Source organism: Massilia rubra, assembly GCF_011682065.1.
In the GTDB taxonomy this organism is placed as follows: domain Bacteria; phylum Pseudomonadota; class Gammaproteobacteria; order Burkholderiales; family Burkholderiaceae_D; genus Telluria_A; species Telluria_A rubra.
The window spans coordinates 1-22,340 of the sequence record NZ_VUYU01000033.1; the positions used below are offsets into that span (position 1 = coordinate 1).

The 22,340-nt window shown below is 63.9% G+C and carries 17 protein-coding genes and 3 tRNA genes; 12 read left to right on the forward strand and 8 right to left on the reverse strand.

The genetic code is table 11. The features are described 5' to 3' along the window. Positions 1-51: 51 nt before the first annotated feature. The 4 genes from F0185_RS29760 to gltX form a co-directional block, all read right to left on the reverse strand. Positions 52-127 (reverse strand) — tRNA-Glu (locus F0185_RS29760). A gap of 139 nt (positions 128-266) precedes the next feature. Continuing rightward, positions 267-342: transfer RNA gene (locus tag F0185_RS29765), tRNA-Glu, on the reverse strand. A gap of 59 nt (positions 343-401) precedes the next feature. Further along, positions 402-477, reverse strand: a tRNA-Ala gene (locus tag F0185_RS29770). Positions 478-541: 64 nt separating this feature from the next. Beyond that, the gene (gltX, locus tag F0185_RS29775; protein ID WP_167231402.1) at positions 542-1,951 is read right to left on the reverse strand and encodes a glutamate--tRNA ligase; all 1,410 of its coding nucleotides are present in this window, start codon (positions 1,949-1,951) and stop codon (positions 542-544) included. Positions 1,952-2,454: 503 nt separating this feature from the next. On the opposite strand from gltX, the gene F0185_RS29780 reads away from it, so the two are divergent. The 6 genes from F0185_RS29780 (at position 2,455) to F0185_RS29805 (ending at position 11,862) form a co-directional block, all read left to right on the forward strand. Then, entirely contained in the window at positions 2,455-3,957 is a 1,503-nt protein-coding gene (locus F0185_RS29780) for a vanadium-dependent haloperoxidase (protein ID WP_167231405.1), read from the forward strand. A 360-nt stretch (positions 3,958-4,317) separates the two neighbouring features. Continuing rightward, complete coding sequence (locus F0185_RS29785) at positions 4,318-5,673, forward strand: SWIM zinc finger family protein (protein ID WP_167231408.1); 1,356 nt, start codon at positions 4,318-4,320, stop codon at positions 5,671-5,673. Beyond that, on the forward strand, positions 5,670-7,313 hold the full coding sequence (locus F0185_RS29790; protein ID WP_167231411.1) for a DUF5691 domain-containing protein: 1,644 nt from the start codon (positions 5,670-5,672) through the stop codon (positions 7,311-7,313). Before F0185_RS29785 ends, F0185_RS29790 begins: the two co-directional genes overlap by 4 nt. Before the next feature lie 5 nt (positions 7,314-7,318). Then, the gene (locus F0185_RS29795; RefSeq protein ID WP_368737891.1) at positions 7,319-8,401 is read left to right on the forward strand and encodes an AAA family ATPase; all 1,083 of its coding nucleotides are present in this window, start codon (positions 7,319-7,321) and stop codon (positions 8,399-8,401) included. 7 nt (positions 8,402-8,408) lie between these two features. After that, positions 8,409-10,715: a DUF5682 family protein gene (locus F0185_RS29800; protein ID WP_167231414.1), complete on the forward strand. Its 2,307-nt coding sequence runs from the start codon at positions 8,409-8,411 to the stop codon at positions 10,713-10,715. Further along, a complete protein-coding gene (locus F0185_RS29805; protein ID WP_167231417.1) occupies positions 10,705-11,862 on the forward strand; it encodes a VWA domain-containing protein in 1,158 nt (385 codons plus the stop codon). Before F0185_RS29800 ends, F0185_RS29805 begins: the two co-directional genes overlap by 11 nt. Positions 11,863-12,011: 149 nt before the next feature. Here F0185_RS29805 and F0185_RS29810 read toward each other — a convergent pair whose 3' ends face one another. From F0185_RS29810 to apbC, 4 genes are all read right to left on the reverse strand, one after another. After that, positions 12,012-13,211 (reverse strand): right-handed parallel beta-helix repeat-containing protein, encoded by a 1,200-nt coding sequence (locus F0185_RS29810; RefSeq protein WP_187362688.1) that lies wholly within the window; start codon positions 13,209-13,211, stop codon positions 12,012-12,014. Between the two features lie 156 nt (positions 13,212-13,367). Then, entirely contained in the window at positions 13,368-14,153 is a 786-nt protein-coding gene (locus tag F0185_RS29815) for a substrate-binding periplasmic protein (protein ID WP_229477268.1), read from the reverse strand. Between the two features lie 57 nt (positions 14,154-14,210). Beyond that, complete coding sequence (locus F0185_RS29820; RefSeq protein WP_370664093.1) at positions 14,211-14,612, reverse strand: DUF4399 domain-containing protein; 402 nt, start codon at positions 14,610-14,612, stop codon at positions 14,211-14,213. A 129-nt stretch (positions 14,613-14,741) separates the two neighbouring features. After that, positions 14,742-15,830, reverse strand: a complete 1,089-nt coding sequence (apbC, locus tag F0185_RS29825; RefSeq protein WP_167231423.1) for an iron-sulfur cluster carrier protein ApbC — start codon at positions 15,828-15,830, stop codon at positions 14,742-14,744. Positions 15,831-16,003: 173 nt separating this feature from the next. Here apbC and metG point away from each other — a divergent pair, with 173 nt between their 5' ends. The 6 genes from metG (at position 16,004) to panC (ending at position 22,232) form a co-directional block, all read left to right on the forward strand. After that, positions 16,004-18,139, forward strand: coding sequence for a methionine--tRNA ligase (metG, locus tag F0185_RS29830; protein WP_167231426.1), 2,136 nt, complete (start codon positions 16,004-16,006; stop codon positions 18,137-18,139). Positions 18,140-18,147: 8 nt separating this feature from the next. Then, positions 18,148-18,627 carry a GNAT family N-acetyltransferase gene (locus F0185_RS29835; RefSeq protein ID WP_167231429.1) on the forward strand — a complete coding sequence of 160 codons (480 nt, stop codon included), beginning with the start codon at positions 18,148-18,150 and terminating at the stop codon, positions 18,625-18,627. Positions 18,628-18,801: 174 nt separating this feature from the next. Further along, positions 18,802-20,118: an enoyl ACP reductase FabMG family protein gene (locus F0185_RS29840; protein WP_167231432.1), complete on the forward strand. Its 1,317-nt coding sequence runs from the start codon at positions 18,802-18,804 to the stop codon at positions 20,116-20,118. A gap of 115 nt (positions 20,119-20,233) precedes the next feature. Then, positions 20,234-20,443 carry a DUF3460 family protein gene (locus F0185_RS29845; RefSeq protein WP_166872620.1) on the forward strand — a complete coding sequence of 70 codons (210 nt, stop codon included), beginning with the start codon at positions 20,234-20,236 and terminating at the stop codon, positions 20,441-20,443. A 17-nt stretch (positions 20,444-20,460) separates the two neighbouring features. Continuing rightward, a complete protein-coding gene (locus tag F0185_RS29850) occupies positions 20,461-21,357 on the forward strand; it encodes a segregation and condensation protein A (protein ID WP_167231435.1) in 897 nt (298 codons plus the stop codon). A gap of 35 nt (positions 21,358-21,392) precedes the next feature. Further along, a complete protein-coding gene (panC, locus tag F0185_RS29855; RefSeq protein WP_167231438.1) occupies positions 21,393-22,232 on the forward strand; it encodes a pantoate--beta-alanine ligase in 840 nt (279 codons plus the stop codon). The last annotated feature ends 108 nt before the right edge of the window (positions 22,233-22,340 follow it).

Genomic DNA, 22,340 nt, shown 5'->3' on the forward strand with positions numbered 1-22,340 from the left:
GGATCGATCGCACAATGCAAAAAGCCGCACAAGGCGGCTTCTCACACTTACTGGCGTCCCCAAGGGGATTCGAACCCCTGTACTCACCGTGAAAGGGTGATGTCCTAGGCCTCTAGACGATGGGGACAGAAATCTGTCCTGGATGTATTCTACATCCTGACCTGCCCTACCGCACCAATAAAAAACCCTGACGTATCAGGGCGTTTAGTGATACTAAACTGCGACCGCATTATACTGCATCTTGCTACATTTTACTACTTGAATCCTGGCGTCCCCAAGGGGATTCGAACCCCTGTACTCACCGTGAAAGGGTGATGTCCTAGGCCTCTAGACGATGGGGACCCGGTACTGCAATCAGGTAGTGGCATCTACCTGCAACACATTACAACTGCTTCGATTAGTGGTGGAGGTAAGCGGGATCGAACCGCTGACCTCTTGCATGCCATGCAAGCGCTCTCCCAGCTGAGCTATACCCCCGTCCGTCGAAGAAGCAGAATTATATACTAGGGCTTGCAATATGCAAAGCCCCGGGAAAAACAATTTATACGGCAGCGTTCAGGCGCGACAGAACCAGTTCGCGACCCAGCAGCACCAGCACCGCATCGATGGCCGGCGTTTGCAACTGGCCAGTCAGCAAGAGGCGCAGCGGCATCGCCAGGACCGGCATCTTGATCGTGTTAGCGGCAAGCACTTCCTTGATCATCGCGGCCAGCGCTTCGCGCGTCCATTCAAGCGTGGCGCAACGCTCGGCAAACTGCGCCAGCGCCGGCTTGACCGCATCGGTCAGGTGCTGGGCCATCAGGGCGGCGTCCGGCTGCGGCGTGCGGTAGAACAGCATGGCGGCGTCCGCCAGTTCGTTGATGGTATTGGTGCGGTCCTTCATCAGCGCCAGCGCGTCGGCCAGTTCCGGCGCGCCGTCGAACTGGGCGCCCTGCGCTTCCATGCGCGGACGCGCCAGTGCGGCCAGGCGGGTGTTGTCGGCTTGCTTGATATAGTGGTTGTTCACCCACGCCAGTTTTTCCAGGTCGAACTGGGCTGGCGACGACGTCAGGTGATCGGTATTGAACCATTCGCAGAACTGCTGCATCGAGAACACTTCATCGTCGCCGTGGCTCCAGCCCAGACGCGCCAGGTAGTTCAGCAACGCTTCCGGCAGATAGCCCATGGCGGGATAGTCCATGATGTTGACCGGAACAACTTTCTCCCCTTTATCGCGCTTGGAAATTTTCTTGCCATCCGAACCGTGGATCATCGGCAGGTGGCCGTACTGCGGCAGCGGTGCGCCGATGGCATTGAGAATATTGATCTGGCGTGGGGTGTTATTCACATGGTCGTCACCGCGCAGCACGTGGGTGATCTGCATGTCCCAGTCATCGACCGCGACGCAGAAGTTATAGGTCGGCACGCCGCCCGGACGGGCGATCACGAGGTCGTCCAGTTCCTTGTTGCCAATCGTGATCGGTCCCTTGACCACGTCATTCCAGGTGACATCGCCGTCGAGCGGATTCTTGAAGCGCACCACGGGCTCACGGTCGGCCGGGATGGTAGGCAAGGTCTTGCCCGATTCCGGACGCCAGGTGCCGTCGTAACGCGGCTTTTCGCCGGCGGCCGTGAAGCGTTCGCGCATGGCGTCGACTTCTTCCTTGGAAGAATAGCAGTGGTAGGCGGTACCGGCTTCGAGCATCTGGGCCAGTACTTCGCGGTAACGGTCCATGCGCTGCATCTGGTAGAACGGGCCTTCGTCATGGCTCAAACCGAGCCACTGCATGCCCTCGATGATGGCCTGCACGGCTTCCGGCGTCGAACGCTCGACGTCGGTGTCTTCGATGCGCAGCACGAAGGTGCCGCCGAAATGGCGGGCGTATGCCCAGCTGTAGAGTGCGGTGCGGGCGCCGCCAAGGTGGAGGTAGCCGGTCGGGCTGGGGGCAAAACGGGTGCGGACGACGGTCATGGGATCGGTATGCTGAGATAAAGAGAAGTATTTTACAGCGTCGCCGCCGCGCCGTGCCAGAGACGGCGGACGCCTTACTGCCATGCGTGCTCCGGGTGCCGATTCTCGAACAGGCTGCGACAAATTCGTATTCTCTTGAGATCGCACAAGGGCGCATCTGGCCACGTGAACCTTTGAGCATCCGCAAGCGTGACCAATTAGGCTCATACCGGCCCGCTCTCACGCGCGTTTTTAGCCGCGTATGCCAGTGCAACGATCACCGGCTGGTCGCATTGCGCCCGTAACACCTCCTCGATCGAACAGTACAAGCGAACCGCCAACGGAGGTAGCCTTTCTCCTGGCCGCTCACTGAAGCTGACACCACTGCGGGTTCCCGCCTGAGTCACCGCAACACCCGAGCGGCGGCGGCGCGCTATCGTCCGCACGTATGCCCCTCACCGTAGAGCACCCCTGCGGGCATCCCCGCGCTTCCCGGCCGGAAGCCATCTCACAGGGAACACACCATGAAACGACGCACCTTCCTGACGATCGGCGGCGCTGCCGCCATCGGCAATGCGCTGACGGCCTGCGGCGGCGGCTCCCACAACCCGCCTCCTTCGCAACCACCACCGGAGCCGACCCAATCGGGCACGGTTACTGGCTGGAACAACCAGGCGCTTGATGCCGTGCGCGCCGTGCGCATGGCGCCGCCCATGGCCGCGCGTGCGGTCGCGATCATTCACAGCGCCATGTACGAGGCCTGGGCCGCCTATGACAATGCCGCGCTCGGACAGTACCTGGGCGCACAATTGCGCAGGCCGGCTGCGGAGCGCACGGCGGCCAATAAGGCGAAGGCCATGAGCTTTGCCGCCTATGCCGCCCTGCTCGATCAGTTTCCTGGCCAGCAAGCCGCTTTCACCGCCTACCTTGCCACGCTCGGCAGCCGCCCGATCGACGCCTACAACAACACGGCCCCGGCCCCACGCCTTGGCACCATTGCAGCCCAGGCGGTGCTCGACAAGCGCCGCGACGACGGCGCCAACCAGGGCGGCACAATGGCGCCGGGCGGCACCCCGTTCGCCGACTACAGCGGCTACGTGGCACGCAATCCTCCGCTGCTGGTCATCCAGCCCACGCCACGCAGCAACATCGTGGCCCCCGACCGCTGGCAACCGCTCTCGTTCAACGATGCCGCCGGCGTACGCCGCACCCAGAGCTTTCTTGCGCCGTTCTGGGGCACGGTGCACCCGTTTGCGCTCACCTCGGGCAGCCAGTTCCGCCCACCCCCACCTGCCGCCTTCGGCACCCAGGAATTTATCGACCAGGCAACCGAGATCGTGCAAATCCAGGCCGTCCTGACCGAGCGCCAGAAGGTCATCGTCGACTTCTGGGCCGGCGGCGCCAGCGGCGAATTGCCCGGTTCCTACTGGTGCCGCTTTGCCCAGTTGATTTCCGCGCGCAAAAACTACACCGATGATGACGACGTGAAACTGTTTTTCGCACTCACCAACGCGGTACTCGATGCCAGCATTGCCGCCTGGGACGCCAAGCGCGCCTACGATTCCGCACGCCCGATTACCGCGATCCGCTACCTGTTCAACGGGCGCATCGTCCAGAGCTACGGCCCCGCAGGACCGGCCGGCGGGCTGCACCCGGTCCCCGGCGAGGCCTGGATGCCCTTCTATCCGCCGAGCGCGCCGACGCCCGCCTTTCCTGACCATGTTTCCGGACACAGCACCTTCAGCGCGGCCTCGGCCGACGTGCTGCGCCGCTTTACCGGCAGCGATCTGTTCAGGCATGCGGTCACCATCCAGGCACGTTCCCTGCTGATCGATCCGGGCCTGCCCACTACCCCCGTCACCCTTGCATGGGAGACCTTCACCGATGCCGTCATCGAGGCCAGCGCCTCGCGCGTCTACGCCGGCATTCACTTCGAGCGCGCCAGCGACGACGGCCGCACGCTCGGCACCCAGGTGGGCGCCACCGCGTTCGCACGCGCCCGCGCACTCTGGACCGGCAACGCCTAACGCGCCGCCGCGTGCTGCCAGGCCGCAGGCGGCAGCCTGGCAGCGGACGCTTGACCTGGTCACACCGGATGCGACCGCCCGGACGCGACGCGCCACGGCCTGGCGCCTCGAGATTGATGTCAGCCGCTTATCACCACCCCGATCTCCCCCTTCTTGACGCCGCCGCGTGCAATACACAGTCGCCCGTCACCTGGAACGACACCGCGCAATCGGCCACCAGCCTACGCCCACCGCATCAAGCGCCGGGATGGCTGACCCGCCAGTTCAGCAAAAAGGACTTCCCAAAACGGCCACCAACGGTTAACTTACTATCTTTAATCATTTGCCAACGGTCTTTGGCCGCGGGCATTGTTCCTCTCCATGACTTTGAACGCCGATCAAATCCTCGCACTGGCGCCCGATGCGAGTTCCGCCAAAGCCGGCAGCCAGCTGGCCGGACCCGCCAAGTGGGGCAACTTGGGCCGGACCGACAGCGCCGTGTGGGGCGAATGCCAGGGCAGCGGCAAAGTCCCCTACCGCACCCAGATCGACCTCGGCGAACCCGCCTTCAAGTGCTCCTGCCCGAGTCGCAAGTTTCCCTGCAAGCATGGCATCGGCCTGTACCTGCTACTAGCCGGCAACGGCCCGCTGTTCGCAGCCGCCGCGCCGCCGCAGTGGGTGAGTGACTGGCTCGACAGCCGCCAGCAACGCACCGAGAAAAAACTCCAGAGCGCCGCCGAAAAAGCCACCGGCACCACGCCCGAGCAAGCCGCCGCACAAGCGGCCGCCGCGCAAAAGCGCGAGGAAAAGCGCGACAACAAGGTTGCAGCCGGCATCGTCGAACTGCAAACCTGGCTGGAAGACCTGGCGCGCGAGGGCTTGTCGACCCTGCGCGCGCGCGGCCCGTCTTTCTGGAACGACATTGCCGCCCGCATGGTCGACGCCCAGGCCGGCGGCCTGGCTGCGCGCCTGCGCCGCGCCAGCGGCATGTGCTTCGATACCAATCTGCCCGACTGGGAAACCCGGCTGGCGCGCGAACTGGCCTCGATCTACCTGCTCGGCAGCGCCTGCCGCCGCCTGCCGGAGCTGGCGCCGGAACTGCAAAGCGACGTGCGCGCCTTGGTCGGCTGGACCGTCAGCCAGGAGGACGTACTGGCCCAGGCCGGCGTACAGGACCGCTGGCAGGTGCTGGCCCAGCACACCAGCGACAACGACCGCGTGCGCGCACGCACAAGCTGGCTGCGCGGGCAAGCAAGCGGGCGCTGGGCCATGATCTTGCAATACGCCGCCGGCAGCGCGGGCTACGACAAGGTGCTCGCCCCCGGCACCCGGTTCGACGGCGAACTGTGCTTCTACCATAGCGCTTACCCGCTGCGCGCCCTGATCAAGCAGCAGGATGCCTTCGGCACGCTCGACACAACGCTGGCGCCCGCCCCCACCCTGGACGCCTCGCTGGCCGCGTACGCCGACGCCCTGGCGCGCAACCCCTTCATCGAGCGCTTTCCACTGCTGCTCGACGCCGTGGTGCCGCACGCCGGCAAAGCGCCCCACCTTGCCTGCGCCGATGGCCGCATTCTGCCGCTGCACGCGCTGTTTCGCCACCTGTGGCCGCTGCTCGCGCTCAGCGGCGGCCACCCGGTCACGGTGATGGGCGAGTGGGACGGCTACGCCATCGTCCCGCTCGCCGTTTTCGCCGAAAGCCGCTTGCATCATTTTGACAATGAGACCGTAGCATGAGTTCCCCGCTCCCGATAAAAATCCATCAAACCCTGCAGATCGGTACCTCGCGCGCCGCGCCCGGTTTCGACGAGGACTTGCCGCTGGCCCTGCGCGACAGCGTGCGCAGCCGTCCCGGCGCGAACGCCGCCCCGCAAGAGGAAAACCTGTGGCTCTCGCTGGCCGCGCACGCCCTGTGGCAGCGCGCCGGCTGCCAGCCCGACAGCGCCGGGTCAGTCCCGCCCATGACACCGTCCGGCGACAGCGATGCCTTGCGGCCCTGCCCGGCCCAAGCCGAAAAGGCGCTGGCGCTGTTGCTGCTCGATGAATATCCGCAAGTGCGCCCCGAATGGCTGCGGCTGGCCAACGCCCACCGCTGCCGCCTGCCGCCGCGCCTGCTGCCGGGCGTGCTCGACCTGGGCACCTCGCAGCGCCCCCTGCGCACGCTGATCGAAGGCGTGCTCGGCGCGCGCGGGCACTGGCTGGCGCAGCAAAATCCCGATTGGAACTGGGTCGGCGCCGACACCAGCGACATGCGCGTAGGCGACATGCGCGTAGGCGATGTTCAGGCATTGTGGGAAGACGGCAATATCGAACAGCGCGCGCAGGCCCTGCGCGACATGCGCGTAGGCGACGTGCGCGTAGGCGAGGCCGGCGCCGCCCTGCTGGCCCTGCAAGCGACCTGGACCAACGAAACGCCGGAACACCGCGCCACCCTGCTCGGCTGCCTGTCGGTCGGCCTGAGCCTGGCCGACGAAGCTTTCCTGGAAAGCGCGCTCGACGACAAGCGCAAGGAAGTGCGCACCGTGGCGCAGCGCCTGCTGGCCGGCCTGCCCGGCGCGCAACTGGCAATGCGCATGCGCGAACGCGCCATGCCGCTGCTGCGCGTCGAACGCAACGGCGATACGGCCCACCTGCTGGCCGAGGTGCCGCAAGAGCGCGACAAAAGCATGCAGCGCGACGGCGTCGGCGCCGGCCTGTACCCCGCCATGGGCGAAAAATCGGGCTGGCTGGTCGATATCCTGGCCGCCGTGCCGCCGACGCACTGGTCGAGCACCTTCGATGCCTCGCCACGCGCCTGCCTGGCACTGGCCATGGCCAGCGAATTCAAACATACCTTGCTGCTGGGCTGGTCGAGCGCGCTGCAGCGCAGCCTGCAAGCCGGCTACGATGCCGGCCTGCACGCATGGTTCACCGCCTTCCTCGACCTGTACCTGAAATCGACCGGCATCCACACCCACATGCCGCGCGACTTCTTCAGCCTGTTCGGTGCCCTGCCGCCGGACGCCGCCGACGACTTGCTGCGCACCCTGGTCGAGGCCACCCCGGCTGCCTGGATGCGCGCCCATTCGAGCCTGATCGACCTGCTCGACGATGCCGCCAAGAATGCCAAGCGCAACTGGCCGCTGGACTTGTCCAAGGCGGTGGTCGGCCGCATCCAGGCCGGTTGCGCGGCCAACACGCTGCAAAGCTGGTCGCTCAGCTACACCATGGCCACGCTGGCGCTGGTACTCGACCCGCTTGGGATCGAGGACTACGAAAACGGCTGGCCGAAAGACATCCCCGAGTTTGCGCAGTGGGAAGAGACGGTCGATAAATTCCTGCGCACCCTGCGTTTCCGACACGATATGTACTTACCTTTTCAGGAGCACTCTGCATGACCGCCATTTCTACCATCCTGCGCCAGCACGCCGAAACGCAGTACGCCGAGGAACTCGCAGCGCTGGCCGCAGCCGATACGCGCCAGCGTCCGCCGCGCTGGAAGCTGTCGCCCTGGGCCGTGTCCAAGTACTTGCTGGGCGGCACGCTCGACAATGGCGTGGAAATCAGCGCTAAATATATCGGTAATGCGCGCATCATCGAGATCGCCGTCGCCACTCTGGCGACCGACCGCGCCCTGCTGCTGCTCGGCGTGCCTGGCACGGCCAAGTCGTGGGTGTCGGAACACCTCGCTGCCGCCATCAGCGGCGATTCAACCATGATCGTGCAGGGAACCGCCGGCACCAGCGAGGAAGCGGTGCGTTTCGGCTGGAACTACGCGCAGTTGCTGGCCAAGGGGCCGTCGATGGAAGCGGTGGTGCCGAGCCCGATCATGCGCGCCATGCGCGACGGCAAAATCGCCCGGGTGGAAGAATTGACCCGCATCCCGAGCGAAGTGCAGGACAGCCTGATTACCATCCTGTCGGAAAAAATGCTGCCGATCGCCGAACTCGACGACGAAGTGCTGGCGCAAAAAGGCTTCAATATCATCGCCACCGCGAACGATCGCGACCGTGGCGTGAATGAACTGTCGAGCGCGCTCAAGCGCCGCTTTAACACCGTGGTGCTGCCGCCCCCGGCCACCGCCGACGAGGAAGTGCGCATCGTCGAAACCCGCGTGGCCAGCCTCGGCCGCGCGCTGGAGTTGCCGGGCGAAGTGCCGGCGCTGGAAGAAATCCGCCGTGTCGTCACGGTGTTTCGCGAACTGCGCGCCGGCGTCACCACTGACGGCAAGCGCAAGATCAAGGCGCCCAGCGCCAGCATGAGCACGGCCGAAGCGATTTCGGTCATTACCAACGGCATGTCGCTGGCCGCCCACTTCGGCGACGGCACCATGCGCGGCGCCGACGTGGCCGCCGGCATGATCGGCGCCATCGTCAAGGACCCGGTCCAGGACCGCGTGGTCATGCTGGAATACCTCGAAACCGTGGTCAAGGAACGCGAAGGCTGGAAAGACCTGTACCGGGCCTGCCGCGACGTGATGAATTGACTGGCCGATGAGCGTTCATTTATTCGGCATCCGCCACCACGGTCCGGGCTGCGCGCGCAGCCTGGCGCAAGCCCTGCAGGCGCTGCAACCGGACTGCATCTTGATCGAAGGCCCGCCCGAGGCCGACGAGCTGATCGCCTTTGCCGCCGATCCGGCCATCAAGCCGCCGGTCGCGCTGCTGGTCTACGTGCCGGCCACGCCGCAGCGCGCCGTGTTTTACCCATTCGCCGAGTTCTCGCCGGAATGGCAAGCCATGCGCTACGCCACCGCCAACGGCGTGCCGGTGCGCTTTTGCGACTTGCCGCAGACGCATCGTTTGGCCGAAGAGGAAGTTGCCGGGGCCGCTACAGCCGGGACCGGCGAGGATGAGGACAAGGACGAGGGCGCGCAAGCGCCGCCCGACACCGGGACCGGGACCGACACCGACACCGACGCGCTGCACCAGGACCCGCTGCACTGGCTCGCCCAGGCCGCCGGTTTCTCGGACACCGACACCTGGTGGGAGCACCTGGTCGAGCAGCGCACCGACAGCCTCGACCTGTTCGCCGCCATCGCCGAAATGATGACCACGGTGCGCACCGACATCGCCGCCCCGCCCGATCTGCGCGAGCAGCAGCGCGAAGCATGGATGCGCAACGCCATCCGCCTGGCCGAAAAACAGGGCCACCAGCGCATCGCCGTGGTCTGCGGCGCCTACCACGTGCCGGCGCTGGCTAGCATGCCGTCCGCTAAGAGCGACAACGACTTGCTCAAGGGCTTGCCCAAGGTAAAACTGGCCGCGACCTGGACCCCATGGAGCTATGGCCGCCTGGCGTTTCGCAGCGGCTACGGAGCGGGGGTCAGCGCGCCCGGCTGGTACCATCATATGTGGAACCACCCGGCCCAGGCCAGCCTGTACTGGCTGACCGACGTCGCCATTTTGCTGCGCAAGCACGACCTTGATGCGTCCTCGGCCAGCATCATCGAAGCGGTACGCCTGGCCGATACGCTGGCGGCGATGCGCGAACGCCCCCGTCCGGGCCTGAGCGAGTTGCAGGAAGCGGTACGCGCCGTGTTTTGCTACGACAGCGACGCCCCGCTGCGCCTGATCCACGACGCCCTGCTGATCAACGACCGCCTGGGCGAGGTGCCTGAAGGCGTGCCCACCCTGCCGCTGTCGCAGGATGTGCAGACCCAGCAAAAACGTCTGCGCCTGCCGGTCAAGGCCGATCACAGCCAGCTCGAACTCGACCTGCGCCAGCCGGCGCACCTGGAAAAAAGCGTGTTGCTGCACCGCCTGGCGCTGCTCGGGGTCGAATGGGGCCGCGCCGAAAGGGTGACCGGCAAGTCCGGCACCTTCCACGAATGGTGGCGCCTGGCGTGGGAGCCGGAATTTGCGATTCGCCTGATCGAAGCGAACGTCTGGGGCGGCACCGTGGAAGCGGCCGCCACCGGCAAGGCGGTCAGCCAGGCCAATGAAGCCACCACCCTGCCCGAGCTGACCGCCCTGATCGAACAGGTGCTGCTGGCCGACCTGCCGCAGGCGGTCGACTTGCTGATGCGGCGCATCCAGGAAGTGGGCGCGTTGACGCCCGATGTCGGCTTCATGCTGGCGGCCTTGCCGCCGCTGGCGGGCGTACTGCGCTACGGCAGCGTGCGCGGCACCGATACCAGCGCCATTGGCCAGGTGGTGGACGGCCTCGTCACGCGCGCCTGCATCGCCCTGCCCTTCGGCGTGCTGGGCATGGCCGACGAGCCGGCGGCGGTGCTGGTCAAGCAGCTCATCGCCGCCGACCGCGCGATCCGCCTGATCCAGGACCAAGCACTGCTGGATGCCTGGTTCGACGCGCTCGACCAGGTGGCGGGCAATGAACTGTCGCATCCGCTGATCAGCGGGCGCTGCGCGCGCATTTTGTCGGAGCAAGGGCATTGGGACCAGGAGCGCACCGCGCGCGCCCTGGCCTTGCGCTGCTCGCACGCCAGCGCGCCGCTGGCCAGCGGCAACTGGCTGGAAGGCTTTTTGCAGGGTAGCGCAGCCTTGCTGCTGCACAACGACAGCCTGTGGACCCTGGTCAATACCTGGATCAACGGCCTCGATGCGGAGAGCTTCGTCGAACTGCTGCCGCTGCTGCGCCGCACTTTTGGCGCGTTCGAGGCGCCGGAACGGCGTCAGCTGAGCGAACGCGCCGGCAGCGCCGGGGGCGCGGTCGGCATCGCCGCGCCAGGCGGCAACATCGATGAAGCGCGCGCCCGGCTGGTGTTGCCGGTGCTCGGCATGATCCTCGGCAGCGCAGTGACATCGGCATCGACAACGGAGGCCCATCATGGCGCATGACATCACCCCGCAGGAACAAACGCGCCGCTGGCGCATGGTATTGGGCAGCGAGCCGGGCCAGCCGGAAGTCTCGCTCGGCGTGGACGACCTGGCCATGGACCGGGCGCTGTCGGCCCTGTACAACCCGCCGTCGGGACGCGGCGCCGGGCTCGGGGCGTCGGCGCCGAACGTATCGCGCTGGCTGGGCGACATCCGCCAGTATTTTCCATCGAGCGTGGTGCAGGTGATGCAGAAAGATGCGCTGGAGCGGCTGGGACTGGAGCAAATGCTGCTGGAACCCGAGATGCTCAAGGCGGTCGAGCCGGACGTGCACCTGGTCGCCACCCTGCTCAGTTTGAACAAGGTGATGCCGAACAAGACCAAGGAAACCGCGCGCATGGTGGTGCGGCAAGTGGTGGAAGAACTCGAGCGCAGGCTGGCCAGTCCGTTCCGGCAAGCGGTGACGGGGAGTTTGAACCGGGCCACGCGCAACCGTCGCCCGCGCCATCACGAAATCGACTGGCTGCGCACGATCCGCGCCAATTTGCGGCATTACCAGCCCGAGTACCGGACCATTATTCCGGAAACGCGGATCGGGTTCGGGCGCAAGGGGCAATCGCTGCGCGATATCGTGCTGTGCATCGACCAGAGCGGATCGATGGCGCCGTCGGTGGTGTACGCCAGCGTGTTCGCGGCGGTGCTGGCCACGATCAAGGCGGTCAGCACGCAGGTGGTGGTGTTCGATACGGCGGTGATCGACCTCACGCCGCTGCTGGCCGATCCGGTCGATGTGCTGTTCGGTACGCAGCTGGGTGGCGGGACGGATATTAATCGGGCGCTCGGGTATTGCCAGGGTTTGATCTCACGGCCGACCGATACCATTTTCGTGCTGATCAGCGATTTGTACGAGGGTGGGAATAATAACGAGATGCGCAGGCGCGCGGCGGCGCTGGTGGCGGCCGGGGTGCAGGTCATTGTGCTGCTGGCGCTCGACGATAACGGGGCGCCAAGTTATGACCACGCGAATGCGGCGTATTTTGCCGCGCTGGGGGCGCCGTGTTTTGCGTGTACGCCGGATTTGTTCCCGGAGCTGATGGCGGCGGCGATCAAGCGCAGTGACTTGGGACAGTGGGCGGCCGAAGTGGGAATTGTGGGAGTGAAGCCGTAATCGTCGTTCCCGCGCAGGCGGGAACCCAAGTTTCGTGCTCACCGAGTGCGCTAAATACTTGGGTTCCCGCCTGCGCGGGAACGACGGTGACGGCAATGCCAGGAAGTCGTTTCGGGCAATGCCAGAAACGACGGATCGCGGGTTGGCGCCTACGGCGCGATCGAATTCGCCTCATACGCACCGATATCGAGCACGCCGGTTACCGGGCGGCCGACCCAGAACGCCACATGCTTGTACTGCGCCACCGGCTTGAGCACATAGCCACTGGCCGACACGCCCGGATCGCTCCCGGCATTGACCACCAGCGGCGACGGCGTCGGCCGCAAATCATACGTCGCCCGGTTCACGAACCCTGGCGCCACCGAGCGGTAATTGGTCTTGGCCACCGTACTGACCTGCGAACTCAAGGTTCCGATCCCCGAAAAGATATTATTCTGCAGCAGAACCGGCTTGGTCACGCCCGCGCCCACCATCACGAACACGCCGCGCGCGGTATCATCGTTGAGGAAGGTGTTATTGACCACATACAGATCATGCCCTGCGTTGGACGCCCCCTCTTCTCCATACGCCAGCATGGCCCCGTTTTGATTGGCCGCCGGCTGCTGGATCACATTCCCGATCACGTACGAGGTACCGGCATTCGGCAAGTCGATCTCGTAACTCGGCTGGCCGGCCGCGGTCGAACCGGTTTCGCCCGGGCGCAGGCTGGAAAAGCGGTTATACAGAATATAGTTGGTCAGCGCGCGCGACTTGAGGTTATGCCCCACATTGGCGTCATGCGAAAAATTGCGGCGGAACATCAGGCTGCGCACCGTGCCGATATACAGGTTGTGGGTCTGCCCGGTCCCGTAACCATTGCGTCCGAATTCGGTGCCTTCGATAAGCACATCGCTGGCCGCATTCGCGCCGCTGAGAATGCCGTTTTCGTTATCGTGCAGGAAGCTGTTGAGCAAGGTAAAGCCCGCGCCCTCCAGACGCAAGGCTGCGCCGTTTCGGTCAGGCACCTTGGCCCCGTACATCTCCACGTTGGCGATCAGCACGTTGTTGCCGACCACCACCCAGATTGCTTTCCCCATCGCATTCTTGCCTGCGGCATCGATTTTCGGACGACCGTTCACGCCCCGGATGGTGAAGTTGCTGGCATAAATGCCGCACACGTCGCCGCTGTAGACCACGCCACCTTCGATCTCGACGGTGTCGCCATTCTTCGCCGCGGCAATCGCGGCGCAGGGTTTGGCGTAGGTCTTGCCCGGTCCGACCGACAGCAGCGCCGCCGAGGCGGACGCCTGTACGCCGAATACCGCCACCGCCGACACGCAAGCCGTGCGCAGAATAGTTTTGTTAATCATTTTTTTGTCTCCTGGGAGCAGGTGGACGCACCAACGCATCTCCTGCGAAAAATCAACTGGGAATATGACCATTGTCAATGCGTCATGCGGCGTATGGTAACCGCAAGCCGTCGATTCTACGAGGATATGAGCGGGGCGAGCGCGCCCCAGCGCCGCTCAGGGCACCTGGACGTTGTAGCGCTTGCCGAGTTTGCGCAGTTCGCCGCTGTCGACGTAGGCATTGAAGGCGCGGTCGAACCGCGCACGCATGACGTCGTATTCGGGACGCTTGGGGAAGGCAAAGAAGCCGCGCTGCAGGGAAATGGTGCGCCCGACCGGAAACACTTTGCCTTCCAGCGCCAGCAGTGGAATGACCGGCTCGGTATTACGCACATTGCTGGCAAATAAATCCACGCGCCCGTGCGAGAGCATGGTCAGCGCCGACTCGACCGAATTGGTCACGCTGACCGTCAATTGCTCGCGCGCGCCATTGAATTCATCCCCGTAAGCCCAGCCGTTGATGATCACGATGCGCTTCTCGCGCAAGGACGCGTAGCTGCCGTCCCAGGCAAACGGCGCATTGCTGCGCGAGAAGAACACCATCTGATCCTGGTAAAACGGACGTTCGGAAAACGCAAACGAGGCCAGCCGTTCAGGCGACTTGTAGGGGCCGACGAGAATATCGGCCTGGCCCTGCGCCACCATCGACTGCGCGCGCGCCCACGGGTACAGCTCGAAATACACCGGTTGCCCGAGTTCGCCGGCAATGGCGCGGATGATCTCGACCGCCATGCCCGAGAATTCGCCGTTGGCGCGCTCGTACACCCGCGCGAAATGGGCGCCGACGACCAGCAGTTCGCGCGGACCGGAACGGGCTGTGGCGACCGGCATGGCGAGCGCCGCCGCCGCACCGAGCATCAGGGCGCGCCGGGCAATATCGACGGGGGAATCGGAGCGCTTCATGGCAGCCATTGTTCAGACGATAAAACAATTGTACTGCCGCCAGCGCTCACGGGGGAATTACTTGACGGTCACTTTAATCGACTTGCTCATCGGCGTGCCGTAGGACTGGTGCGCACCGTTGGCAAACTGCATGGTCAGGGTGTATTCGCCGGGCGCCAGCTTGACCTCGGTCTCGGTCTGGCCTTTGCCGAAGTGCAAGTGCTTGTCGTCGAAGGGAATCGACTCGCCTTCCTTGATGGCGCCGCCGTTGATGACCAGGTGATGATGGCCGGAATTGGCGACCGGCGCGCCGGCCGGCTTGACATCCATGCCGTCCACGGCGAACTTGACCTTGAACGGGCTTTTGACGGTCGCGCCGTCCGCCGGCTCGACGAAGGAGACCGATTGCGCCGACGCGGCGGCGGCGACCAGCAGGGAGGCGGAAAAGACGAGGTGCTTGATGAACGATTTCAAGTGGATTCCTTTGCGGTTGGTAAGAGGCTTGTTGGCGTGGCGCGGGCCGATGCTTGCCTATTCTGCACGACAGCGCCACGAAAGCGCCACACCTTAGCGCCTATCTCAACAGATAGGCCCAAGTTCGGCAGACTCCTAATCGTTTTTAATGACGATGTTGGGGAACTTGCTGGTCATGTCTTTCGCCTTCTCTGCGATCTTGATAGCAACCTTGCGCGCGATATCCTTGTAGATCTGCGCCACCGGGCCATTTGGCTCGGCCACCACGGTCGGACGGCCCGAATCGGTCTGCTCGCGGATCGACATGGTCAGCGGCAATGCGCCCAAGAACTCCACCCCGAAGTCGGCGCACATCTTGGCGCCGCCGCCGTGACCGAAAATGGCTTCCGTGTGGCCACAGTTCGAGCAGATGTGCGTGCTCATGTTTTCCACCACGCCAAGGATCGGAATGCCGACTTTCTCGAACATTTTCAAGCCCTTGCGCGCGTCGAGCAAGGCGATATCCTGCGGCGTGGTGACGATCACCGCGCCCGTGACCGGCACTTTTTGCGACAGGGTCAGCTGGATGTCGCCGGTGCCTGGCGGCATGTCGACGATCAGGTAATCGAGGTCGCGCCAGTTGGTTTGCTCAAGCAACTGTTGCAAGGCTTGCGTGACCATCGGGCCGCGCCACACCATCGGCTCGTCCGGATCGATCATGAAACCGATCGACGACACCTGCAAGCCGTGGTTCTCCAGCGGCTCCATGGTCTTGCCGTCCGAGGTTTCCGGGCGGCCGCTAATGCCGAGCATCATCGGCTGCGACGGACCATAAATGTCCGCATCGAGCACGCCCACGCTGGCGCCCTCGGCCGCCAGGGCCAGCGCCAGGTTGACCGCCGTGGTCGACTTGCCCACGCCGCCCTTGCCCGAGGCCACCGCGATGATGTTCTTCACGTTCGGCATGATTTTCAGGCCGCGCTGCACCGTGTGCGAAATAATCTTGACATACACGTTCGGATTGACCCGCCCCGCGCCCGGCAGCGCCTGCAGGGCGGCCACGATGGCGCTGCGGATGCCGTCGATCTGGCTTTTGGCCGGATAGCCGAGTTCGACGTCGAGCGCGATGTCGTTGCCGTCGAGCTTGATATTTTTGATCGCCTTGGAAGAAACGAAATCTTTCTGCGTGTTCGGATCGATAACCGCCGTCAGTGCATTCTTGACGTCTTCTACTGTGATGCTCATGTAAATCTCCAAGGAATATGATACCGAAACATGCCGAAGTTTAGCGCAAATCGCCCTGCCCGGCCTTGCCTGAATGGCAAATCCGGGCAAAGCCCCGTGCGCAGTCGGGTCATCCGCTGGTAAAATGCTCCTCTGTATTTCCTAATAAACTTATTAAAAAGCGCATCTTAACCATGACTCGCAAGCTGTTCGTCACCACCGCCCTGCCTTACGCCAACGGAGCTTTTCATATCGGCCACATGATGGAATACATCCAGGCCGATATCTGGGTACGCTTCCAGCGAATGCAACGCGACGCCGACGGCCAGCGCGAGGTTCACTTCGTCTGCGCCGACGACACCCACGGCACGCCGATCATGATCGCGGCCGAAAAGAAGGGCATCACGCCCCAGGAATTCGTGGCCGAGATCGCCGCCGACCGCCCGCAATACCTGGACGGCTTCCACATTGCCTTCGATAACTGGTACTCGACCGATTCGCCGGAAAACGTGGAGTTGTCGCAAGGCATCTACCGCAAACTGCGCGATACCGGCCTGATCGTCACCAAGACGGTCGACCGCTTCTTCGACCCGGTCAAGGGCATGTTCCTGGCCGACCGCAACATCAAGGGCGAATGCCCGAAATGCGGCGCCAAGGACCAGTATGGCGACAATTGCGAAGTGTGCGGCGCGGCTTACCAGCCGACCGAACTGGTGAACCCGTTCTCGGTCTTCACCGGCTCGACCCCGATCCTCAAACCATCGGAACAGTACTTCTTCGCCCTGTCCGACCCGCGCTGCTACACCTTCCTCAAGGAATGGCTGAACACGCCTGGCCGCTTGCAGCCGGAAATGGTCAATAAAGTGTCCGAGTGGCTCGGCGAGGCCGGCGAGAAGCTGGCCGACTGGGATATTTCGCGCGACGCGCCCTACTTCGGCATCCCGATTCCCGATGCGCCGGGCAAGTTTTTCTATGTCTGGCTGGACGCGCCGGTCGGCTACCTGGCCAGCCTGAAAAACTACTGCAGCAAGAAAGGGATCGATTTTGACGCCTTGCTCAATGATCCGGACACCGAGCAAGTCCACTTCATCGGCAAGGATATCGTGTCCTTCCACCTGCTGTTCTGGCCAGCGATGCTGAACTTCGCCGGGCACCCGGTGATCGACAAGCTCAAGGTCAACGTACACGGCCACCTGACCCTGAACGGCGAAAAGATGGCCAAGTCGCGCGGCACCGGCATTTCGCCGCTGCGCTACCTGGACCTGAAGATGAATCCGGAATGGCTGCGCTACTACATCGCCTTCAAGCTCAATTCGAAGGTGGAAGACCTCGACTTCAACGGCGACGATTTCGTGGCCCGCGTGAATAGCGACCTGATCGGCAAATACGTCAACATCGCTAGCCGCTGCGCCGGATTCGTCGCCAAGCATTTCGACGGCAAGCTCGCCGCGACCCTGTCGCCCGACGCCCAGCAAGTTATCGGCCGTGCGCTCCTGGTCGATGGCCAGGAGCGCCAAGCCAGCATTGCCGCCAGCTACGAGAGCCGCGAGTTCGGCAAGGCCCTGCGCGAAATCATGGAAATCGTCGCCATCACTAACCAGTACATCGACGATAACAAGCCCTGGCTACTGGCCAAGGATCCGGAAAAAATGGCGCAGTTGCACGATGTCTGCAGCACGTCGCTGATCCTGTTCCGCCAGATGACGGTCATGCTCGCACCGGTGCTGCCGCAGGTTGCCGCCCAGGTTGCCACGTTCCTGGGCGACGATCAGCTGAGCTGGAGCGATACGACGGGCGCGGCCGTGTACGAAACCATGCTCGGCCGCCAGATCGGCACCTACGTTCCGCTGATGACCCGGATTGAACCGAAAATGGTCGAGGCGCTGATCGACAAGCCGCCGGTAGTAGCCGCGCCTGCTCCTGCGCCCGTTGTCGCCGCACCTGTCCTGGAAGCGCCGGTCGCCGGCGACATCGAAGCGATCGCACCGACCATCGAGTTCGACGACTTTGTCAAGATCGACATGCGCATCGCCAAGATCGTCAACTGCGAACTGGTGGCCGGCTCCGAACGGCTGCTGCGCCTGACCCTGGACGTCGGCGAAGGCCGCCACCGCAACGTACTGTCGGGCATCAGGTCGGCCTACACGCCCGAGCAACTGATCGGCAAGCTGACGGTCATGGTGGCCAACCTGGCGCCGCGCAAGATCGGCAAGTTCGGCAGCTCGGAAGGCATGGTCCTGTGCGCCTCCGCCGCCGACGAGAAAGCCAATCCGGGCCTGTACGTCCTGGAACCCTTCCCGGGCGCGCAGCCGGGCATGCGCATCGGCTAAGGACGCGCATGAACCTGGTGGTGCGCCCGGCGGACGACGATGACGCCCAACTGATCGCCGACCTGACCCGGGCTTCCTGGGCCGGGACGGTGACGGTAACCTCGAGCGGCCACCGCGAAACCGCCCAGCGCGTGACCGAACAGTTGCGCGCCGGCGGCGCCTTCATCCTGCTGCAGGACGACGCCCCGGTCGGCTCGGTGCGCTGGGCGCCGCACGAGTTCGAACCGGACGTGTGGGAAATCCGGCGCATGGGCGTGCTGCCGCGCTGCCGCGGCGCCAACCTGTCGCAACACCTGCTCGAAGCGGTCATCCACCAGGGCCTGGCCAGTGGCGTGCAGGAACTGCGGCTGGCCGTGCGCACCGACCAGCCCAGGCTGCTCGACCTGTACGCCGCTTACGCATTCGAACTGGCCGACGAACTCGACTATTCACACGCCAACGCGGCCGAACCGCCGCCGCGCGTGATGCGGCGCGTGCTGCGCCATTAGCACCCGGGCCATCGAATGAATGAGCGCGTCAATACCGGACGCCGCGAGCGGGAGACTATAATGTCGCGCTTGACGAGAAAAACAACATGCCTCGCGAATTGGCCGCCAGCAGCACGGCGCCTGAGCGGGGTGGTGGGCCAGGCGCCCGAACCTTCTTACTTTTGAGTGGTATCTATGACCGAATTGACTTCCTTGAGGCACATCCCGCACGCCAACCTGTTTCGCAAAGGCGACGTGTTCGTACTGTTCGGCGAGCTGTTCGGCCGCGGCTATGCTAACGGCCTGATCGATGAGGCACGCAAGGCCGGCATGACCATCGTCGGCATCACCGTCGGCCGGCGCGACGAGAACAACGCGTTGCGCGCACTCAACGAAGAAGAACTGGCCGAAGCCGAAGCCAAGCTGGGCGGGCGCATCATCAACGTGCCGCTGATGGCCGGCTTCGACCTCGACGCACCCGAAGGCGAACAGAACCCGACCGAGATGCTGGCCGGCATCACCCTCAAGGGCTGGCAGGACGAAAAACTGGACTGGGCCGCGGTCGAACGCTGCCGCGACGTCGGCGTGCGCCGCTTCGCCAGCTCCGCCGCGCAAGCCATGGCCGAGATCGACAAGCTGATCCCGGACGGCAGCAATGTCTTCTTCGCCCACACCATGGCCGGCGGGATTCCCAAGATCAAGGCTTTCCTGGCGATCGCCAACCGCATCTACAAGGGCCGCGGCGAGCGCTTCATGTCCTCGCGGGAACTGCTCGACAGCGACCTCGGCAAGCTGATCTTGATGAACTTCGACGAAGTCACCGCCAACACCCTGCAACACCTGATTACCGCCAGCGCCGCCATCCGCGAACGCATCACCGCCAAGGGCGGCCAGGTGCGCTACACGGCGTACGGCTACCACGGCAGCGAAATCCTGATCGACGGCCAATACCAGTGGCAAACCTACACCAATTACACCCAGGGCTACGCCAAAATGCGCTTGGAGAGCGTGGCGCAGGCTGCCTGGGCGCAAGGGATTGCCGCAACGGTGTTCAACTGCCCTGAAATCCGTACCAATTCGTCCGATATCTTTGCCGGCGTCGAGCTGTCGCTGTTCCCCCTGCTGAGCGCGCTCAAACGCGAAGGCGGCGGCGCATGGGTCGAACAACAATGGGCCGCCTGCCAGGAATTGCTCAACGACGGCCTCTCGCTGCAAAGCCTGATCGACCAGATCGAGGCCTACAACAACGACCCAGTCAGCGCCAGTTTCCGCAACTTCGATGCCTGGCCGATGGACAACACCCCGGCCCTGGCGGAAGTGATGATCGGCACCTCGGACGAAATGACCAAGCTGCACAAGGACCGCAAGGCCCTGATCACCGACCGCCTCAGTGCGCTGGTGCTGGAAAGCGCCGGCCCGCTGATGTTCTACGGCGCCGCCGAGAAAATCGCCCCGGTGGTATGGCTCAACCACGACATCATCGCCAAGCAACTGAACGCACTGCACCCGTAAGCGTCCGCAACGCCCCCTCGTCGGGCTGCCAGTGGCGCCCGACGAATTCCCCCTGCCGCCTTGCTCGCGGTAAAATAGCATTGTCGCTACCCTCGTCGCTACCTACTGCCCTATTATGAAACTGACCAAACAATTCCAGCTCTACGAATCCGACCACACCAAGTTCATCCGCGAGCTCAAGGCCAAGAATCCCGAGATGGAAGCTGGCCAGATTGCCGGCCGCGCGCTGCTGTGGGACAAGGCGCCGATCACCCTGGCCGACCAGGATAAAACCAAGGAATCGCGCGTCCAGCAGCAAGCTTACGTGTACCAGAACAAACTCTGACGGTTCAGGGCGAGACCATGTTGCCAGAAGAGGCGGCGACGGAAGAACTCGCCACCGAGCCAGGTGGCTCGCTCAGCGACGCGCCCGCCGCCCCGGTCGAACTGCCGGCGCTGCTTGAAGCGCCGCCCGAAGCGCCCGCGTTTGCCCGTCTATACGGCGAACCGCTGCTGCGCATGCCGACCGACCTGTTCATCCCGCCGGACGCGCTCGAGATCTTCCTGGACGCCTTCGAAGGTCCGCTCGACCTGCTGCTCTACCTGATCCGCAAGCAAAACTTCAATATTCTCGATATTCCGATGGCGCAGGTCACCCTGCAATATCTGAAATATGTCGACCAGATCCGCCTGCACAACCTGGAACTGGCGGCCGAATATTTGCTGATGGCCGCCATGCTGATCGAAATCAAGTCGCGCATGTTGCTGCCGCAGCGGGTCGCCGACGACGACCTGCTCGACACCTACGACCCGCGCGCCGACCTGGTGCGGCGCTTGCTCGACTACGAGCAGATCAAGCTGGCCGCCTACGAAATCAACGCCATACCCCAGCTCGACCGTGACTTCACCCGGCCCTCCCTGTTCGTCGAGCAGAGCAACATCCCGACTTGGCCCGATGTGGACCCGCTCGACCTGCAGCGCGCCTGGCTGGACGTGCTCAAGCGCGCCAAGCTGACCCAGCACCACCGCATCAGCCGCCAGGAACTGTCGGTGCGCGAGCACATGACCTCGATCCTGCGGCAACTGCAAACGGCCCGCTTCGTCGAATTCGCCGACTTGTTCCAGGGCCAGGGCGGCGTGCCGATTGTGGTCGTGCACTTCGTGGCCATGCTGGAACTGGCCAAGGAAACCCTGATCGAAATTACCCAGGCCGAGCCGTTCGCGCCGATCTACGTGCGCCTCGCCTACTCCCCGGCATAAGCCGATTCATTTGACACCCGTTTGAGGAAAGCCCCATGAAAATCATCTCTTCCGTTGAAGAACTGCGCGACCAGCTCAGCGGCCAGCTGCGCACGGCCTTCGTGCCGACAATGGGCAACCTGCACGAAGGGCATCTCTCGCTGATGCGCCTTGCGCGCAAGCATGGCGACCCAGTGGTGGCCTCGATCTTCGTGAACCGCCTGCAATTCGGGCCGAACGAAGACTTCGACAAATACCCGCGCACCTTCCAGGCGGATGTGGAAAAGCTGGAAAAGGAAGGCGTCTACGTGCTGTTCGCGCCGACCGAAAAAGACTTGTACCCGGAACCGCAGGAATTTCGCGTCAGCCCGCCGCAAGACCTCGGCAACACCCTGGAAGGGGAATTTCGCCCGGGGTTTTTCACCGGAGTAACCACCATCGTGCTGAAACTGTTTTCGTGCGTGCAACCGAAGGTAGCCGTCTTCGGCAAAAAGGATTACCAGCAGCTCATGATGGTGCGCAACATGAGTCGTCAATTCGCCTTGCCGACGCAAATCATCGCCGCCGAGACCTGGCGTGCGGACGACGGCCTGGCGCTATCGTCGCGCAATATGTACCTGTCGGCAGCGGAGCGGGCCGAAGCGCCGGCGCTGTACCAGAGTCTGAATGCCGTGGCAAACGAAGTCCGATCGGGCCATTTGGATATCTTCCAGCTCGAACACAAAGCGATGGAAGAACTGGCGCGGCGCGGCTGGAAGCCGGACTACATCTCGATCCGCAAGCAAAACGACCTGCAACCGCCGAGTGCCGGCGACCTGGCGCAAGGCGCGTCGCTGGTCGTGCTGGCGGCGGCCAAGCTCGGCACCACCCGCCTGATCGACAACCTCGAAATCTGATCCCCCCCAAACCGGGGTCTGACCTCTGATTCGAAATTTTGTTAAATTTTCATCACATTGAGGCAAGGCCGACGGCTATTGGTTGGCTACACCAACGTTAGTCGACCG

What these genes read in the sequence shown, in the direction of transcription:
- F0185_RS29800 (WP_167231414.1), top strand. Translation starts at nt 8,409, where the DNA reads ATGAGCGTTCATTTATTCGGCATCCGCCACCACGGTCCGGGCTGCGCG.
- F0185_RS29810 (WP_187362688.1), bottom strand. Translation starts at nt 13,211, where the DNA reads ATGATTAACAAAACTATTCTGCGCACGGCTTGCGTGTCGGCGGTGGCG.
- metG (WP_167231426.1), top strand. Translation starts at nt 16,004, where the DNA reads ATGACTCGCAAGCTGTTCGTCACCACCGCCCTGCCTTACGCCAACGGA.
- F0185_RS29845 (WP_166872620.1), top strand. Translation starts at nt 20,234, where the DNA reads ATGAAACTGACCAAACAATTCCAGCTCTACGAATCCGACCACACCAAG.
- F0185_RS29835 (WP_167231429.1), top strand. Translation starts at nt 18,148, where the DNA reads ATGAACCTGGTGGTGCGCCCGGCGGACGACGATGACGCCCAACTGATC.
- F0185_RS29805 (WP_167231417.1), top strand. Translation starts at nt 10,705, where the DNA reads ATGGCGCATGACATCACCCCGCAGGAACAAACGCGCCGCTGGCGCATG.
- F0185_RS29790 (WP_167231411.1), top strand. Translation starts at nt 5,670, where the DNA reads ATGAGTTCCCCGCTCCCGATAAAAATCCATCAAACCCTGCAGATCGGT.
- F0185_RS29815 (WP_229477268.1), bottom strand. Translation starts at nt 14,153, where the DNA reads ATGAAGCGCTCCGATTCCCCCGTCGATATTGCCCGGCGCGCCCTGATG.
- apbC (WP_167231423.1), bottom strand. Translation starts at nt 15,830, where the DNA reads ATGAGCATCACAGTAGAAGACGTCAAGAATGCACTGACGGCGGTTATC.
- F0185_RS29785 (WP_167231408.1), top strand. Translation starts at nt 4,318, where the DNA reads ATGACTTTGAACGCCGATCAAATCCTCGCACTGGCGCCCGATGCGAGT.
- gltX (WP_167231402.1), bottom strand. Translation starts at nt 1,951, where the DNA reads ATGACCGTCGTCCGCACCCGTTTTGCCCCCAGCCCGACCGGCTACCTC.
- F0185_RS29850 (WP_167231435.1), top strand. Translation starts at nt 20,461, where the DNA reads ATGTTGCCAGAAGAGGCGGCGACGGAAGAACTCGCCACCGAGCCAGGT.
- F0185_RS29780 (WP_167231405.1), top strand. Translation starts at nt 2,455, where the DNA reads ATGAAACGACGCACCTTCCTGACGATCGGCGGCGCTGCCGCCATCGGC.
- F0185_RS29840 (WP_167231432.1), top strand. Translation starts at nt 18,802, where the DNA reads ATGACCGAATTGACTTCCTTGAGGCACATCCCGCACGCCAACCTGTTT.
- panC (WP_167231438.1), top strand. Translation starts at nt 21,393, where the DNA reads ATGAAAATCATCTCTTCCGTTGAAGAACTGCGCGACCAGCTCAGCGGC.